General features: G+C 59.7%; 16 protein-coding genes and 1 pseudogene. 10 read left to right on the top strand and 7 right to left on the bottom strand.

Annotation, left to right across the window (positions count from 1 at the left end):
* Nucleotides 1-10: 10 nt before the first annotated feature.
* From BLW24_RS21895 to BLW24_RS21855, 9 genes and pseudogenes are all read left to right on the top strand, one after another.
* On the top strand, nucleotides 11-943 hold the full coding sequence (locus BLW24_RS21895; RefSeq protein ID WP_090387838.1) for a D-2-hydroxyacid dehydrogenase: 933 nt from the start codon (nucleotides 11-13) through the stop codon (nucleotides 941-943).
* An 84-nt stretch (nucleotides 944-1,027) separates the two neighbouring features.
* A pseudogene (locus BLW24_RS21890) lies at nucleotides 1,028-1,458 on the top strand (YcgN family cysteine cluster protein).
* Nucleotides 1,459-1,721: 263 nt separating this feature from the next.
* Entirely contained in the window at nucleotides 1,722-2,948 is a 1,227-nt protein-coding gene (locus BLW24_RS21885) for a hypothetical protein (protein WP_090386897.1), read from the top strand.
* A 49-nt stretch (nucleotides 2,949-2,997) separates the two neighbouring features.
* Nucleotides 2,998-3,882 (top strand): LysR substrate-binding domain-containing protein, encoded by an 885-nt coding sequence (locus tag BLW24_RS21880; RefSeq protein ID WP_090386895.1) that lies wholly within the window; start codon nucleotides 2,998-3,000, stop codon nucleotides 3,880-3,882.
* Between the two features lie 100 nt (nucleotides 3,883-3,982).
* Entirely contained in the window at nucleotides 3,983-5,095 is a 1,113-nt protein-coding gene (gene aguA, locus BLW24_RS21875; RefSeq protein ID WP_090386892.1) for an agmatine deiminase, read from the top strand.
* Nucleotides 5,096-5,137: 42 nt separating this feature from the next.
* Nucleotides 5,138-6,202, top strand: a complete 1,065-nt coding sequence (locus BLW24_RS21870; protein ID WP_244161290.1) for an extracellular solute-binding protein — start codon at nucleotides 5,138-5,140, stop codon at nucleotides 6,200-6,202.
* Between the two features lie 246 nt (nucleotides 6,203-6,448).
* Nucleotides 6,449-6,988, top strand: coding sequence for a sigma-70 family RNA polymerase sigma factor (locus tag BLW24_RS21865; RefSeq protein WP_090387837.1), 540 nt, complete (start codon nucleotides 6,449-6,451; stop codon nucleotides 6,986-6,988).
* Complete coding sequence (locus BLW24_RS21860) at nucleotides 6,985-7,962, top strand: FecR family protein (protein WP_090386888.1); 978 nt, start codon at nucleotides 6,985-6,987, stop codon at nucleotides 7,960-7,962. The genes BLW24_RS21865 and BLW24_RS21860 overlap by 4 nt, the downstream gene beginning before the upstream one ends.
* Nucleotides 7,963-8,103: 141 nt before the next feature.
* Nucleotides 8,104-10,659, top strand: a complete 2,556-nt coding sequence (locus tag BLW24_RS21855) for a TonB-dependent receptor (protein ID WP_420875011.1) — start codon at nucleotides 8,104-8,106, stop codon at nucleotides 10,657-10,659.
* Between the two features lie 67 nt (nucleotides 10,660-10,726).
* On the opposite strand, the gene BLW24_RS21850 is transcribed toward BLW24_RS21855, so the two are convergent.
* Both BLW24_RS21850 and BLW24_RS21845 read right to left on the bottom strand, forming a co-directional pair.
* The gene (locus tag BLW24_RS21850; protein WP_090253162.1) at nucleotides 10,727-11,197 is read right to left on the bottom strand and encodes an RNA methyltransferase; all 471 of its coding nucleotides are present in this window, start codon (nucleotides 11,195-11,197) and stop codon (nucleotides 10,727-10,729) included.
* Between the two features lie 172 nt (nucleotides 11,198-11,369).
* Entirely contained in the window at nucleotides 11,370-11,741 is a 372-nt protein-coding gene (locus BLW24_RS21845) for a YajD family HNH nuclease (protein WP_090386886.1), read from the bottom strand.
* Between the two features lie 123 nt (nucleotides 11,742-11,864).
* On the opposite strand from BLW24_RS21845, the gene BLW24_RS21840 reads away from it, so the two are divergent.
* Nucleotides 11,865-12,164: a hypothetical protein gene (locus tag BLW24_RS21840; protein ID WP_090386884.1), complete on the top strand. Its 300-nt coding sequence runs from the start codon at nucleotides 11,865-11,867 to the stop codon at nucleotides 12,162-12,164.
* A gap of 11 nt (nucleotides 12,165-12,175) precedes the next feature.
* Here the strand turns inward: BLW24_RS21840 and BLW24_RS21835 are convergent, their stop codons facing one another.
* From BLW24_RS21835 to BLW24_RS21825, 5 genes are all read right to left on the bottom strand, one after another.
* Nucleotides 12,176-12,649 carry a cyclic nucleotide-binding domain-containing protein gene (locus BLW24_RS21835; RefSeq protein ID WP_090386881.1) on the bottom strand — a complete coding sequence of 158 codons (474 nt, stop codon included), beginning with the start codon at nucleotides 12,647-12,649 and terminating at the stop codon, nucleotides 12,176-12,178.
* A 121-nt stretch (nucleotides 12,650-12,770) separates the two neighbouring features.
* Entirely contained in the window at nucleotides 12,771-13,358 is a 588-nt protein-coding gene (locus tag BLW24_RS27300; RefSeq protein WP_420875045.1) for a methyl-accepting chemotaxis protein, read from the bottom strand.
* 552 nt (nucleotides 13,359-13,910) lie between these two features.
* Nucleotides 13,911-14,375 (bottom strand): Tar ligand binding domain-containing protein, encoded by a 465-nt coding sequence (locus BLW24_RS26705; RefSeq protein ID WP_244161230.1) that lies wholly within the window; start codon nucleotides 14,373-14,375, stop codon nucleotides 13,911-13,913.
* A 216-nt stretch (nucleotides 14,376-14,591) separates the two neighbouring features.
* Complete coding sequence (locus BLW24_RS26895; protein WP_276326451.1) at nucleotides 14,592-14,720, bottom strand: hypothetical protein; 129 nt, start codon at nucleotides 14,718-14,720, stop codon at nucleotides 14,592-14,594.
* 112 nt (nucleotides 14,721-14,832) lie between these two features.
* On the bottom strand, nucleotides 14,833-15,813 hold the full coding sequence (locus BLW24_RS21825) for an IS5 family transposase (RefSeq protein WP_090375421.1): 981 nt from the start codon (nucleotides 15,811-15,813) through the stop codon (nucleotides 14,833-14,835).
* Nucleotides 15,814-15,841: the final 28 nt, after the last annotated feature.

The raw sequence follows: 15,841 nt of genomic DNA, 5'->3' as shown, positions 1-15,841 counted from the left end.
TGAAACCCCGTTGTGCATACTGATCGCTGAGGGCGAGCATCGCCGCTATGCCGCGCTGTTGCGTGAGCAGGCGCCTGGGTTGGAAGTGTTCGGCAGCGACCAGCTGGGCGATTTGCAGCTTCAGGCATCAACCTGTCCTGTGTGGCTGGGTCAGCCTGACCTGTTGGCTGCCTTGCTGCGCCAAGGCGCTCGGCCGCAATGGCTGCAATCGACCTGGGCAGGCATCACGCCCTTGTTGGCCGCTGATTTGCCAACCGATTACCGCCTGAGCCGCGCCGTGGGCATCTTCGGTCAGGTGATGGCTGAGTATGTGCTGTGCCACCTGCTGGCCCACGAGCGTCAGTTGCTGGCGCGTTTGGCCGCCCAGGTCGAGCAGCACTGGGACAATCGCCTACCGCGCAGCCTGGCCGGGCGTAAGGTGCTGGTCGTCGGCACCGGTGATATTGGTCTGAGCGTGGCGCAGTTTCTCGTGCCGTTCGGCATGCAGTTGCTGGGCATTGCCAGCAGCTCGCGCAATCTGCCGCCGTTCCGTCAGGTGGCAGGGCTCGACGAACTACCGAGCCTGGTGGGTGAGGCCGATTACCTGATCAACCTGCTGCCGGATACTCCGGCTACCCGCGATATCTATGACGCGGCGCTGTTCGCCGCCTGCAAGCCCAGCGCGCTGTTTATCAATGCCGGGCGCGGTGTTGCAGTGGTCGATCAGGCACTGGTCAGCGCCTTGCAGCAAGGGCAACTGGCGGGTGCGGTGATCGATGTCTGCCGTGAAGAGCCACTGCCTGCTGGTCATCCATTCTGGGATGCGCCGCGTCTGCTGCTGACTGGGCACAGTGCTGCGCCGACTGATCCTCATCTATTGGTGAAGTTGTTTGTCGATAACCTGGCGCGCTGGCAGGTAGGTTCAGCACTACGCGGGCAGGTGGACTTTGTCCGTGGTTATTAATTGACCATTCAGCTCGCCGCCCTTGGCCGTTAAAGCCCCAGCCGCTAGACTGCCGGCCTTTTCGCTCCTCACCGTACCCTCGCCATGGCCGCCAAAGTCGAACCCTTCTGGAAACGCAAAACTCTCGAACAGCTGGATCAGGACGAGTGGGAGTCGCTGTGCGATGGCTGCGGCCTGTGTTGCCTGCAAAAGCTCGAGGATGAGGACGATGGCAGCGTGTATTACACGCGGACCTGCAGACCTGCCGCTGCACCGACTACAGCAACCGACGCAAATTTGTGCCCGACTGCATCCAGCTCACCCCGGCCCAGGCCGACCAGTTCCAGTGGCTGCCGCCGACCTGCGCCTATCGCCTGGTCAGCGAAGGCAAGGATTTGTTGCTATGGCACCACCTGGTGTGCGGCGACCCGGAGCAGGTGCACAAACAACGGATTTCCCAGGCAGGGCGCATGCTCAGTGAAAACAGCGTGGTCGAGGATGAGTGGGAGGACCATATGATCTTCCGCGCCGGCTGAGAGGAGGTTTACAAACTACTGCGCTCGGCCATTCTGCGTTGAAATCAGCCTCAACAAGCCGCTTGCGGCTAACGCGCTTTAGCGCGACCCGCAGGGCGAGTGAAACGAGTAATGCTCATGTACAACTCGTACACTCCGCTTTTTCGGCTTCTTTCGCCTTGCTTGGCCGTCGCTCGCTACGCTTGTAAGCATCCTCTGAACCTCGCCTGCAAATGCCAGCCTAAACTCGCCTGAACCATCCAATTGCACTGTGGAGCTTTGCCATGTTGCTGCGTCGTCTGTTGCTGTCCGTTGTACTGCTGAGCCTGAGTACCCCGCTGTGGGCGAAGAAGGTCGACCTGGATTACCGCGTGCGTTTTCTGCCTGAGACCGAGCAGGCCGAAGTCAGCCTGACCCTGGAAGACGGCGCGCGGGTCATCAGCCTGGCTTTCAATCTGGGCGACCAGGGCGTTTACAGCGACTTCAAGGCTGACGGCCAGTGGACGCAGAACAGCCCTGAGTTGGGCACCTGGCAGCCGAGCAAAGGCCAATCCACCCTGACTTACCGCGTGCGTATCAATAATGAGCGCAGTGCTGGGCGCTTTGATGCGTTGATCACCAAGGATTGGGCGCTGCTGCGTGGTGACGATCTGGTGCCGGCGGTCAAGCTGCGCCAGGAAGATCACACCGTGCTGGTATCACGTCTGCAGTTCGACCTGCCTAAGGGCTGGAAAAGTGTTGAAACCGGCTGGCCGCGTGTCGGCAAGAACAAATTCCGCATCGACAACCCACAGCGCAAGTTCGACCGCCCGACTGGCTGGCTGGTGGCCGGCAAGATCGGTACGCGCCGCGCCAAACTGGGTGAAACCGATGTGGCTATCGCCGCGCCAGTGGGCGAGGGCATGCGCCGCATGGATGTGATGACCCTGCTGACCTTTATCTGGCCGCATGCTCAGGACGTGTTTCCGCGCGACCCGGCCAAACTGCTGATCGTCGGCGCCGGCGACCCGATGTGGCGCGGTGGTCTGTCGGCCACCAATTCCTACTACATGCACAGCGCCCGCCCGCTGGTCAGCGAGAACGGCACCAGTTCCCTGGTGCACGAACTGGTGCATGTGTTCAGCCGGATCAAGGTGCGTGATCGCAGTGACTGGATCACCGAAGGCCTGGCCGAGTACTACGCCATCGAGCTGATGCGTCGCGCCGGGGGCCTCAGCGAGGAGCGTTACCAGAAGATCCGCGAGCAACTGATCCGCTGGAGTAAACCGGTCAAAAGCCTGCGCACCGACGACTCCAGCGGCCCGGTCACGGCCCGCGCGGTGTTGCTGCTGCAGGAGCTGGATCGGGAAATCCGCCAGGCCACCAAAGGCACCACCCAGCCGCGTTCGCTGGATGACGTGACCCGCGGCCTGATGCGCCTGGACAAAGCCAGCACCAAGGACTTTATCGAAATCAGCGAAAACGTCATGGGCGCTGCCTCCGAGGTGCTGGACAACAAGCTGTTGCGCTAGTTACCCGCCTGAGTAAGCATGCGGCGCAGTTGCCAGCGAGGAGCGCCGCATGCGCCGTCTACCGTCTCTCACTGCCTTGCGTACCTTCGAGTGCGCCGCTCGGCATGCCCACTTCGGCCGGGCAGCGGCCGAGTTGTGTGTCACCGACAGCGCGGTCAGCCATCAGATCCGTCAGCTGGAAGAGCAACTCGGCACTGCGCTGTTTGCCCGTGAGGGTCGTCAGGTCGTGCCGACGCCTGCCGCGCGGCGTTTGTTGCAGCGTTTGCAGCAGGCGTTTGAGCTGATTGGTGAGGCCTGCGACGAGTTGCGTGACCCTGGCTCGCAGGCGGTGTTGCGTATCGCGGTAACGCCCGAGCTGGCGCAGAAGTGGCTGGTCAGCCGCCTGGCTGATTTCAGCGACCGTTACCCGCAGATCACCCTGCATCTTCACGAACAGCCGCTGGAAGCCAGTTTGCCGAGCCCGGATATCGATCTGGCGATCACCTATGGCACCGGGCCTGAGGATGCCAGTGCCTACTTCGTGCGGCCGCTGCCGACCCTGCAGTTCTTTCCGGTGTGCAGCCCCAGTCTGTTCAACCAGGGCGGCCTTAAACATCCGCGTGATCTGGCCCGCCACGGCCTGCTGCACGATGATCAGGACGGCAAGACCTGGACCGCCTGGCTGACCACCCATGCCAGTGATATCCAGCCGGCGCGTCATCTGTACCTGGGGCATGCCGGCCTGGCGCTGGAGGCGGCGGCGCAAGGGCAGGGCGTGGCCATGGGCGACAACCTCACCGCTGCCGAAGACTTGGCCTGCGGTCGTCTGGTGCGTCCATTCAACGCCAGTGTGGCAGCGCTTGGGCAGTATGCGCTGGTCTGTGAACGCATTCGTCTGGAGAAGTCGGCAGTGGCGGACTTCTTAGATTGGCTGAGTGATCACCTGGCTGAATGATGAATTGAATTCAGTTATTCCGTAATTATCGTCGTTGGAACCTCGGTCAGAGCGCCGCGTACTGTGTGGCCATCTTCCCCACAGGCATGAGGTGCATCCGATGGCGCGTTCCCTGACTTCCCTCCCCAAAGCCGATGGCTTTCGTCTGCCCGGCGAATTCGAACCCAAGGCCGGTTGCTGGCTTGGCTGGCCGGAGCGCACTGATGTGTGGCGCAACGGTGCCAAGCCGGCGCAGAAGGTCTGGGTCGATATCGTCACGGCCATTGCCAGCAGCGAGCCGGTCACCGTGTGTGCTTCGGCCAGCCAGTACGCCAACGCCAGGCGTCAGCTGCCGGCCCATGTGCGGGTGGTGGAAATGACCTGCAACGACACCTGGTTCCGCGACAGCGGCCCGGCCTTTCTGGTGAATGACGACAGTGGTGAAGTGCGCGGTGTGGACTTCGAGTTCAACGCTTACGGCGGTCTCGATGGCGGCTTGTACTACCCCTGGGACAAGGACGATCAGATCGCCCAGAAGATCCTGGAAATCGAAGGTTATGATCGCTATCGCGCGCCCTTTATCGCGGAAATGGGCGGTATCCAGACTGATGGCCAACGTACCTTGTTGACCACCGAGCAGTGTCTGCTCAACCGTAACCGCAACGCTCACCTAGGCAAGGACGAAATGCCCCGCCGCCTGCAGGACTATCTCGGCGCCGAGCAGGTGATCTGGTTGCCACGCGGCTGCAAGTTCGATGAAACCGACGGCCATATCGATGACCTGGCCTGCTTTGTCCGCCCCGGTGTGGTGGTGATGCAGTGGACGGACGATCGCAACGATCCGCAGTGGGAGATCTACCAGGAGGCCTACGACATTCTGCGCAGTACCCGCGATGCCCAGGGGCGCGCGCTGGAAATCCACAAGCTGCCGCAACCGCGCGTACTGGAGTGGACGGCTGAAGAGGCCGAAGGCCTGGATCAGGATGATTCGACCCACACCCGCCAGGCCGGCACGCAGATCTGCGCTTCCTACATCAACTACTACACCGGCAACTCGGCCATCGTCGTGCCGCTGTTCAACGACCCCTGCGACCGTGTTGCCCAGGCCACTCTGGCCGAGCTGTTCCCCAAGCACCGGATTATCGGTATCGAGAACTCGCGGGAGATTCTGCTCGGTGGCGGTAACGTTGCCTGCATCACCATGCCGCAATATGCCGCGCCCAAGCGCGCCTAGGAGGCTTCGATGAAACTGCTTGTCAGTCTGTTGGGCATTGCTATGAGCCTGGCCGCCAGCGTTCAGGCGCTGGCGGCCGAGGCGCCGAAGCAGGTCAATCTGTTTATCTGGGGCGAGTACCTGGCACCGGACACCCTGAGCAGTTTTGAGGAGAAGACCGGAATCAAGGTGGTGGTCGATCACTTCGACTCGCTGGAAACCGTGGAAACCAAACTGCTTACCGGGCGCAGCGGTTACGACCTAGTACTGACGGCCGGTCAGCATCTGCAGCGGGCGATCCAGAGTGGCGCGCTGCAACCGCTGGACAAGGCCGCGCTACCGCATTTCAGCGGGCTTGATCCGGAGTTCACCGGGCATATGGCGACTTTCGATCCGGGAAATCGCTATGCCGGCCTGTATGTCTGGGGCACCACGGGTTTTGGTTATCAACAGCAGGCCATTGCCAAGCGCATGACCGATGCGCCAACCGACAGCTGGGCCATGCTGATGGACCCAGCCGTCGTGGCGAAGTTTGCCGACTGCGGGGTGAGTTTTCTCAACGATCCCAATGAGGTATTTGCCGCTGCATTCCGTTACCTGGGCCTGGATATCAACCGGCAGAGCCTGGATGACCTGAAACTGGCCGAGGCGCATCTGGCCAAAGTACGACCGTCGATCCGCTACTTCGACAACGACCGCAATATCACCGACCTGGCCAACGGCGATACCTGCCTGGCGATGTCGTGGAATGGCAACGTGTCGATGGCCGCCGGCCAGGCTGAGCAGGCGGGCAAGCCCTACAGCCTGCACTACAGCATCCCGCGCGAAGGCACGCTGATCTGGTTTGATGCGATGGTTATCCCCAAAGATGCGCCGCATCCTGAGGCGGGCCTGGCGTTGATGGACCACCTGATGGCCCCCAAGGTGATTGGCGCCATCACCAACACCATCTACTACGCCAACGCGGTGCCGGCGGCGAATGCCACGGTCGATCCGGCGATTCTCGCTGACCCCGGCACCTACCCAGCTGCCGATGTACGTGCGCAGTTGTACACCAAGAACGACAACGCCAAGGCCTTCAATCGCGCCTTGACCCGCGCCTTTAGTCGGCTTAAATCCGGGCTCTGAAGGCTCGTATTGTGCGACGCTCCAACGCCATCCATTGCTATGCCGCTGGGTGGCGTTGCTGTTTCTGCGGTGCAGTTTGCTCAGTCGTGGCATTGCCAGCTTGACCCTGAGGTGTCGATCAATATCTAATGATAAGTATTCTCATTTAATGCTTGTCGATCCACGCACCCTGTTGCGTTGTTAGATTGATGCGGTGCAAGGGTGTGGCGGTGTTAGCGAACAATACGGCGTACGGGCGCCATGGCTATGGATAAACAACTCCATGGCCCGATTTCCCTGGTCTATCGCACCCTGCATGGCGAACTGCTGAAGTTTCTCGGCAAGCGCCTGGACAGCTCCGCCGATGCAGCTGATCTGGCTCAGGATGCCTTCACTCAGTGGCTTGGCCGGGACGGGCGGGGTGATGTGCAACATCCCCGCGCGTTTCTCTTTCAGATTGCACGCAATCTGCTGCGTGATCACTGGCGCCGTCAGCAGTCCCGTCCTCAGCGCTGTGGGGATGGCGATTCACAGCATGGGTTGGACGCCATGGTTGATGAGCAGGGCGCCGGCCCCTTGGAAAAAGTCGAACAGCATCAACGTTTGCATCTGCTGGCCAGTGCCCTGGATGATCTGCCGCCGCGCCGGCGCGAGGCCTTCGTGCTGCATAAATTCGATGGCCTGTCCCAGGTTGAGGTGGCCGAGCGCATGGGAATTTCTCTGAGCATGGTGGAAAAGCACATTGCCAGTGCCTTGCTGCACTGCAAACGGCGTGTGCAAGGCCAATCCGCGGTGGAGCCGCTATGAGCCCAGGCATGCACAGGGAGCGTTCGCTTTCCATCGATGAACAGGCGGCCATCTGGTTTAGCCGGCGTTGCCGCGGCCCGTTATCGAGGGCTGAGCAGGCGCAGCTGGATACCTGGTTGGCGGCTGATCCGGCCCATGGGCGGGCACTGGCCGATATGCAGCTGATTTGGGCTGATCTTGATCTGCTGCCGCGACCCGTTTTGCCGGCGGCAGCTGTGCTGACCTTACGGCCGAAGCGCAGTTGGCTTCCGGGGCGCGCCTTGGCGGCTTCGGTGGTGCTGGTATGTGCGGTGTTGGCTGCGCCGCAGAACTGGTTTAGCGCGCCGCCAACGCAGGAATTGAGCCTGTCCAGTGCGCCTGGTGAGCAACGACAGGTCGAGTTGGCGGATGGCACACGTATCGATCTGAATGTGGATAGCCGACTGTATGTGCGTATCTATGAGGATCACCGCGAAGTTGAACTGCTGGCTGGTGAGGCCTTTTTCGCTGTGGCGGCTGATGCCTCGCGGCCCTTCGAGGTGATGGCTGGCGAGAGCAGCGTACGGGTGATCGGTACGCGCTTTAGCGTGCGTCGCAGTGACGAGCGCCTGGCGGTGGCAGTGGAAAGCGGCAAGGTGGCGGTGCAGCCGCAGGCCGATAAGGCGCAGCAAACGCTGCTGAGCGCGGGTGAGGGCGTCGACTTCGATTACCGCAGCAAGACCTTGCAGCAACTGCGTCTGGTTAGCGAAGAGATTGCCAGCTGGCGACGTGGTCAACTGGTGTTTCGTGATCGGCCTCTGGCGCAGCTGCTGGATGAGTTGGCGCATTACCGCGCAGCCCCGGTGCACCTGGCCCAGGCCAGTCTTGGCAAGCGGCGCCTGTCCGGCAGCCTGAATATCGCCAAGCCGGATGACTTTCTTGCCGCGTTGCCGCAACTCTTGCCGGTTCGGGTTGAGCATCGCGGCGATGGTGTTGTGCTGATTCATCCCCTCTAAAAGCGAGCCTGCCCGGCAGGCTCTTTTGTATTTTTACAAATGAAAATATTTTGCATTCGCATATGTGGGTTTCTCGGCCTGCTGCGTCTTCCTGTTGTCCGCCTTATGCGAGGGCGGTTTTGCAGTATCTGGGAGACTTGCATGAAAACCCGCACCACCCGTTTTGCCCTGCGTCAGCTCTGTGCCAGCACCGCCATGGCTACTTGTCTGCTGAGTGGCAGTGTTCTGGCTCAGGAGTTCAGTTTCAATCTGCCGGCGCAACCGATGGCCAGCGCCATCACCGCACTGGCTCAACAGAGCCAGTTGCAGATCCTTTTTGATGAAGCGCAATTGCGTGACCTGCAGGCCCCTGCGCTGCTGGGGAGCTTCAGCGCGCGCGATGCGCTGGAGAAGCTGCTGGGCAATTCGGGCTTGGAGCTGCTGCCTGCGGGCGAAGGTTTTGTGGTGCGTAAACGTGCTCAGCAGAGCAGTCAGCAACATACGATTCAGCTCGATGCCCAGACTATTGTCGGCAGTGGAACCAGCGTCGATGCCAGCACTGTGGGCCGTTCGACTTTGACCAACAGGGAGATCGAGCGCCAGCAGGCCGATAATATCCCCAGCCTGCTGCAGACCTTGCCAGGCGTGAGCATGGGCGGCTCGGCCAAGCCTGGTGGGCAAACGATGAATATCTGGGGCCTGGGCGATGCCGAAGATGTGCCCTTTACCCTCGATGGTGCTACCAAGAGCGGCTTCGAGCGTTATCAGCAGGGCACGGTGTTTATCGAGCCGGAGCTGATCAAGCGTATCGAGGTGGAGAAGGGCCCGCATTCGGTGTTTACCGGCAATGGCGGCTTTGGCGGCACAGTGCATATGGAAACCAAGGATGCGCCGGATTTGTTGAAAGAAGGACGAAACCTGGGCGCCATGCTCAAGTACGGTTACCACAGCAACGATCAACAGAAAATCTACAGTGGCGCGGTGTATGGGCAGACGTCGGATGGTCGAGCCGATGGCCTGGTGTACCTGACCAGTCGTGATGGGCGCGATATGAAGCTGGCAGGAACCATTCCTGATCCCGATAACCGCTATCCGGTCAATCCGCAGCGCTTGCCAAACTCGGCGCAGGATCTCGATGCCGGCTTGTTCAAGCTCAATCTGTATGCCACCGATGAGCATGCATTCGGGCTATCCTGGGCGCGTTCGAAAAGTGCTCGCTGGACGCCATTCTCCTCGGCCAGCTTCCCGACACCGCCCACCCAGAGTAATATCAACCAATATGGTTATGAGGCGGCTTTGCGGCGTTTCCTGGCCCATCGGGAAACCATCGACACGACCTGGTCTGCAAAATATCACTACCAGCCGCTGGAGAATCCGCTGCTGGATATGACTCTCAGCTACTCGCAGTCCGATGTTGAACAGGTGGACGAGCGCGAGCCCGGGGCTTTCGTGCAGCCCTCAACCGGTGGCCGCAAGATGGACACCGGTTACCGCGACAGGGTCATCGAACTGCGCAATACCAGCCGTTTTGACACCGGCCGCCTGTCCCATGCGCTGACTCTGGGCGGTGCATGGCGTCAGCACAACCGCGACACGCTGATGTATATCGATACCTCCACCTACAACAAGCCACGCTACAACTATGGCTTGTTTCAGCCGACCTTTATGCCCAGCGGCGAGCAGCTGACTCACAGTTTCTATGTGCAGGACGCTATCAGTTACGGCCGCCTGACTGTTACGCCGTCCATGCGCTTCGACAGTGTGCGTAACGAAGCTGAGCCGAACCTGGCGCCGATCTACAACAATGCGGCCCTCGGTCACGACTACAGCAGCCAGAGCTATTCGGGCTGGTCGCCACGCTTGTCGTTGTTCTGGGCTGCGACTGAGCAACTTGGCTTCTTTGCCGATTACACGCAAACCTGGCGTGCCCCGCTGATTGATGAACAGTACGAGGTACAGAACAGCAGCAGCCGTCCGGCCACCAGTCGTGATCTGGACCCGGAGCGTATGCATGCCCTGCGCGCCGGCAGCGTGCTGAGCCTGTCCAACCTGCTGGTGCAGAGCGATAGCCTGCAGGTTCGCACCACCTTGTTTCGCAACCGCATCAAGGATGAAATTTTCAAGAACGTCGGGGTGGGCTGTAAGGAGCAGTCCATCAGCAACGGTTCCTTGTCTGGAAGCTGTGGGGCTTATCTGCCGCAGGGCAACTACCGCAATATCGGTGATCTGACGATCAAAGGTGTCGAAGTCGAGAGCTTCTACGACAGTACGCGGGTATTTGCAGCGCTGTCGTATTCCTGGATGAGCGGCGAACACGAGGGCGCCTATACCAACCCCTGGGGGCCGAATGTTTGGGCTGGGGGCATTCAGCCGGTCAAATGGGTCGCGACGCTGGGAGTGAAAATCCCTGAAATCGACACACGAATTGGCTGGCAGGGTGAGTTTGTACGCAAGAGCGACCGCCTGCCCAGTGACCGCTATTCGGGTGGCATGGGCAGCTCGGTGGGGGACACCTATTACGATCACTTCGACAATGCCAGTTACGACACTCAGCGCATCTTCGCCAACTGGAAGCCGCAGCTCGCTGGGCTGAAGGATACCGAGGTGAATTTCGTCGTGGATAACCTGTTCAACCGCTTCTACCAGCCGGCATTCAGTGGTGATCGGGTTTACAGCCAGGGGCGCAATGCCAAGCTGAGCATTACTCAGTTCTTTTGATCAACTGCCGCCAGGCTGGCCTTTGGCTGTCCAGCCTGTGCGGACGTGTTAAGTCGAGATGGGCTGACTACTTGAGCCCGGGCCCGGACTTGGTGTTGATGCCTTTGGCCATGCGGTCGTAGAGCACCACATTGACGGTGGCAGCGAGGTTCATGCAGCCTTGAGTGGGGATATAAATTACGTCCTCACACCAGTCGAGGACTTCCTTGCTCAGTGAGCCGTCTTCGGGGCCGAAGATATAGATGGCGCGGTCGGGGTGGGTGTATTGCGGCAGCGGCCGTGCGCCTTCGACCAGCTCCACGGCGACCGGCGTACAGCCTATAGGGATGATCTGCTGCAGGTCTTCCACGCCGATCAGCGGAATATCCATATAGATACGCTGGGTGTCGGTAATAAAGTCGCGGGCGCGGGCATAGCGTTTACCGCTGTAGAACACCGAGGCGGCGCTATAGCAGCCGGCTGCGCGCATCACTGAACCGACGTTTTCCGGGGATTTTGGGTTGAACAGGCCGATGCAGGCGTATCTCTTGTTGGCCACGGTGGCACTCGCACAGAATTTTCGGGGGGATTTTTCAGCCGCACCAAGGGGGGCGGGCGGCAAAAAAGACGCGAGTATACCTGTATGACAGCAGCCTGATTTTTCTGGGAGACAGCTGCTGACGATATAACTAACTCTTAGATCGTCAGCAGCGGGCTTCTACAGCATTGCGTTACTGTTTTTTAAGCCTTGCAGCCAGGTCGGCGAAGGGATTGTGGGTTGCCTGAGAGGTTTTTGGGCTGCTTAGCGAGCCTTCGCTAAAGTACTGCTGGTCGGTGTAACGCGCATGTTCGTTGTCATGGCAGTACAGGCATAACAACTCCCAGTTGGAGCCGTCCTGCGGGTTGTTGTCATGGTTGTGGTCGCGGTGGTGCACGGTCAGTTCGCTCAGGCGCTTGCCGGAAAACTCGCGGGCGCAGCGGCCGCAGACGTGTGGGTACATCTTCAGCGCCTTGTCGCGGTAGCCTTCTTCGCGCGAGCGTTGGGCCTCGGCGAGAATGCGGTCAAGCTTGCCGGTGGCGGAGGGGGATCTGTCGCTGCTCATCTGGAGTCTCTTACGGTGGGCCTTGGTTGCAGTCTAGCCTTGCCGGTGGTCAGTGAGAACTGCCCGTGCGCACTTAACGCCGTGGTTGAGGCCCAAGTGACTAACTGTTTGGGAGATACCCGCATGCGCCTGACTACTCTGTTGTTTGTTCTAAGCGCGCTTGTCAGCACTTCGCTGCAGGCTCAGCAACCGCCCAAAATGCCCGCTACGGGGCCTGCAACGGGTGTTCCGGGTACCGCAACGCCGCAACCTTATGCGCCGGTTGCACCGCAGCACCTGCCTGCGCCGACCCGCAATAACCCGCCGCTGCTCAAGCAGGCTCCGTTGCCAGAGTCCAGCCAGCCGCGCCGCGACCAGGAGTTGCCGTTGCTGAAAGAGCAGCGCGAACGCAATACCCAGCCGTTACCAAAATCCGACGACTGAGTTTTCGGTGCCTAGAGCTGTTGCTCGACCAATTGCCCATCGGCCATGCGCAAACGTCGGGACATGGCAATAGCAATAGCACGGATGACTTTGGCAGCAGTTTTCGGAGTTTCGCCGAGCATCTTGTCCAGGGAGTCCCTGGCCAGCATCCGCAGGCTGCAGTCGCTTACGGCGATACAACTGGCTGAGCGGCGTTCGCCGTCGAGCACCGCCATCTCGCCAAAGGCACGGCCCTTGCGCAACTTGGCCAGTTCGATGGTTTCGCCGCTGGAGTTGATCTTGCGCACCGACACGGCACCTGAGTGGATGATGCACATAAAGGTGCCAGGGTCGCCTTCGCGGCAGATGCTGGCCTCCGGTGCACATTTACTGATGTTGAAGTAGCCGGCGGCGCTGAGCAGCTCGTTGGGCGTGAGGCTGTCGAACAGGCCGCAATCGAGCAGCATGTCGCGTATTTCATCAATTAATTGAGAGTGGGCGGGCATGGACGGCAGCCTGGATAAACGTAGCGCGAGGTCAGTCGCATAGATTGACCTTAGCCGTACGCCATTAGGCCCGCCAGCGCCACTCGCGGCTAGCTGCCGAGTGGCCTGAACGGGATACGGTTCAGAAACTGAAACGCCGCATTACACCCTGCAAGCGTCCAGACATGGCTTGCAGGGCCTGAATGGCTTGGACGATGCCGCCCTGTGCGGCGGAGTTTTCTTCGACGATCTGCGCGACAAGTTCCACGCTCATGGCCACCTGCTCGCTGGCAGCCCGCTGCTCTTGCAGCGAAAGCGAAATCACGCTGACGGCCTGGAGTGATTCATTCAGGGCCTGGCGAATTCCCGTCATCGAGTTGCCCGCCTGATCGACCAGCTGGGTACCGATGCTGACCCGTTCACAGCCAGCGGCCATGCTGCTTTTTGCCTTGTGCATGCCGCTGTGAATGGCATTGACCAGGGCGATGATTTCCGTGGTGGAGTGGGCCGTACGCCCGGCGAGGCTGCGTACTTCATCGGCAACCACGGCAAAGCCGCGGCCTTGCTCGCCGGCGCGCGCTGCTTCAATGGCGGCGTTGAGGGCGAGCAGGTTGGTTTGTTCGGCAATACCGCGAATCACATCGACAATCGCGCTGATATTGCGTGATTGCGCGGCTAGGGTTTCTACATCCTGGGAACTTTCGGCCACCAGCTCGGCGATCTTGTGCATTTCTGTGGTGGCTCGGGCCATCACAGAAATGCCCTCATCGGTCATGTCGCCAGCTTTTTTGGCCATGTCGTAGGTTTGCTGAGCGTTTTCGGCAATGTGGTTGATGCTCACCGCCAGTTGCTCAACGGTGGGAGCCATGGCCGACGCTGTATCGCTCTGCACGTTGGCGCTGGTCAGCACCTGTTCGGAGGAGGCGGCCAGTTGCAGGGTGGCGCATTCGATCTGCTCGGAGGCTTCGCCAATGTTGCCGATCATGTCCTGTAGGCCACGGCGCATGCTCTGCACAGATTTCATCACGCGGGTCAGCACCTGGTTGCCCAGGCTTTTGCCGCCGCCCAGACGGCCTTCGGCAATCCGTGCACTGATTTCTTCCAGTTCACCGGGCTCGGCGCCCAGTTGCCGGGTCATCAGACGAAGAAAATAGATTACCTGCGCCAGGCCAATCAGCAGAGCAATCAGCAGCACACTGATGCTCAGGTTGAGGTTGCTGGCATAGGCGGCTTCGCCCAGCTGGTATTGACGCTTGGCTTCAAGCAGTTGCACGTCGATCAGTTAGGCAAACTTCTCCGACAGCGGATCGATCAGTGGATAGAGGCGCTGACTTGCAAATGCGTCGATGCCCGCTTTATCGCCACGGTTGAGCAGGCTTTGCAGCTCATTCAGTGGTTGCTGTGCCTGTTGCATCAGCTGGCTTTCCTCGCGGATCAGTTCGGTGGCCAGATAGGCCTTCCAAGTTTCTTCGATACGTACCTGGGCTTGTTCGATCAGCTGTTGAGCGGTTTTTTCATCCAGCTCACCACTGCGCGCCTTGTGCGTGGCATCGACGATATTAACGGCGTACAGGTCGGCAATCAGTTTGAGGTTGCGCAGCGGCACCACTCGGTCCAGATAAACCGTTTGAAGGCCTTTTACCGTGGCCTGCAAACCATACAGGCCAAGACCTCCAACACACAGCAGGCCAAGAAGTAGGCAGCCGGCAAGCAGGAATAGGTGGGTTCTGATCTTCCAGTTTTTCATCACAGACCGTCCATGGTAAGCAGGCAGCTGAATGGGTGAGATGGCAGTACGCCAGCGTGTCATTCAGACTAGTCGAACTTACAAGTCAGGCGGGTTAAATCTGCATGGACGGTCAAGTAATTTTTCGCCCTAAACGTTTGCTGTTTAGCGCGAATTACTCTGAGCCTGCGCCGCTCTATTAGCCCGCATAAGAGCGGGCGCTAGTGGCCTGTCTGGTTAATCCAATAACTCATTCCGAATTACAGCCAGCTTTGCTCGATGCACGGAGCTGATAATCGACTCAGCCGTTTTGCTCCAGCGGAACGGCTTAGGGATGGTCTGAAGTAGCCCTGTATTTCCGGTCAACTTCAGCCTCCGCTGATTTTGAAAGCGGAAAACTGATCAAAAACGATCAAGTCATCCGCTCATTTCGGTGTTTCTGGCCGCCGCGAGCACCTCGCAGCGGTCATTTCCCACATTACAGGCGCACCTCTCCTGCATTCGTCAGCAAATGTCGACGGGCCATCCACAGGTTCGACAGGGCGAACAGCGTTACCAGTTGTGCGGTGTTTTTGGCCAGGCCACGGAAACGCGTCTTCACATAACCGAACTGACGCTTGATCACCCGGAACGGGTGCTCGACCTTGGCGCGAACTTGCGCCTTGGCCTTCTCGATCTTGCGCTTGGCTTTGTACAGCGCGCTGCGCTTACTCAACGTGTTGTACGTACTGCGGCGGGCTGCGATCTGCCAGATCACTTCACGGCCTTCATGTTCTGGCCGCTTCTCTACGCCGGTGTAACCCGCGTCGGCACCCACCATGTTTTCTTTGCCGTGTAGCAGCTTGTCGACCTGAGTAACGTCTGCAACATTGGCTGCCGTGCCGATCACGCTATGCACTAAACCCGACTCGTCATCGACGCCGATGTGCGCCTTCATGCCGAAGTAATACTGGTTTCCCTTCTTGGTCTGGTGCATTTCCGGGTCACGCTTACCGTCCTTGTTCTTGGTCGAACTCGGCGCATTGATCAGCGTGGCATCGACGATGGTGCCTTGGCGCAATGACAAACCGCGGTCACCCAAATAGCCATTGATGACGGCCAAGATGCCCGCAGCCAGTTCGTGTTTCTCCAGCAATCGGCGGAAGTTGAGGATGGTGGTTTCGTCGGGAATGCGCTCCAGGCTCAGACCCGCAAACTGGCGCAGGATGGTGGTCTCGTACAGAGCCTCCTCCATCGCCGGGTCGCTGTAGCCGAACCAGTTCTGCATCAAATGAACCCGTAACATCGCCATCAGCGGATAGGCTGGACGTCCGCCTTCACCCTTGGGGTAATGCGGTTCGATCAAGGCAATCAAACCCTTCCACGGCACAACCTGATCCATCTCGATCAGGAACAGCTCTTTGCGGGTTTGCTTGCGCTTGCCGGCGTACTCGGCGTCGGCGAAGGTCATCTGCTTCATCGGAAAACTCGGCGGGTGGAGTTCAGGT

Source organism: Pseudomonas anguilliseptica, assembly GCF_900105355.1.
In the GTDB taxonomy this organism is placed as follows: domain Bacteria; phylum Pseudomonadota; class Gammaproteobacteria; order Pseudomonadales; family Pseudomonadaceae; genus Aquipseudomonas; species Aquipseudomonas anguilliseptica.
This window is presented reverse-complemented; position numbering and strand designations above follow the sequence as displayed.

What these genes read in the sequence shown, in the direction of transcription:
- BLW24_RS21885 (WP_090386897.1), top strand. Translation starts at nt 1,722, where the DNA reads ATGTTGCTGCGTCGTCTGTTGCTGTCCGTTGTACTGCTGAGCCTGAGT.
- BLW24_RS21880 (WP_090386895.1), top strand. Translation starts at nt 2,998, where the DNA reads ATGCGCCGTCTACCGTCTCTCACTGCCTTGCGTACCTTCGAGTGCGCC.
- aguA (WP_090386892.1), top strand. Translation starts at nt 3,983, where the DNA reads ATGGCGCGTTCCCTGACTTCCCTCCCCAAAGCCGATGGCTTTCGTCTG.
- BLW24_RS21870 (WP_244161290.1), top strand. Translation starts at nt 5,138, where the DNA reads ATGAGCCTGGCCGCCAGCGTTCAGGCGCTGGCGGCCGAGGCGCCGAAG.
- BLW24_RS21865 (WP_090387837.1), top strand. Translation starts at nt 6,449, where the DNA reads ATGGATAAACAACTCCATGGCCCGATTTCCCTGGTCTATCGCACCCTG.
- BLW24_RS21860 (WP_090386888.1), top strand. Translation starts at nt 6,985, where the DNA reads ATGAGCCCAGGCATGCACAGGGAGCGTTCGCTTTCCATCGATGAACAG.
- BLW24_RS21855 (WP_420875011.1), top strand. Translation starts at nt 8,104, where the DNA reads ATGAAAACCCGCACCACCCGTTTTGCCCTGCGTCAGCTCTGTGCCAGC.
- BLW24_RS21845 (WP_090386886.1), bottom strand. Translation starts at nt 11,741, where the DNA reads ATGAGCAGCGACAGATCCCCCTCCGCCACCGGCAAGCTTGACCGCATT.
- BLW24_RS21840 (WP_090386884.1), top strand. Translation starts at nt 11,865, where the DNA reads ATGCGCCTGACTACTCTGTTGTTTGTTCTAAGCGCGCTTGTCAGCACT.
- BLW24_RS21835 (WP_090386881.1), bottom strand. Translation starts at nt 12,649, where the DNA reads ATGCCCGCCCACTCTCAATTAATTGATGAAATACGCGACATGCTGCTC.
- BLW24_RS27300 (WP_420875045.1), bottom strand. Translation starts at nt 13,358, where the DNA reads ATGCACAAGATCGCCGAGCTGGTGGCCGAAAGTTCCCAGGATGTAGAA.
- BLW24_RS26705 (WP_244161230.1), bottom strand. Translation starts at nt 14,375, where the DNA reads ATGAAAAACTGGAAGATCAGAACCCACCTATTCCTGCTTGCCGGCTGC.
- BLW24_RS21825 (WP_090375421.1), bottom strand. Translation starts at nt 15,813, where the DNA reads ATGAAGCAGATGACCTTCGCCGACGCCGAGTACGCCGGCAAGCGCAAG.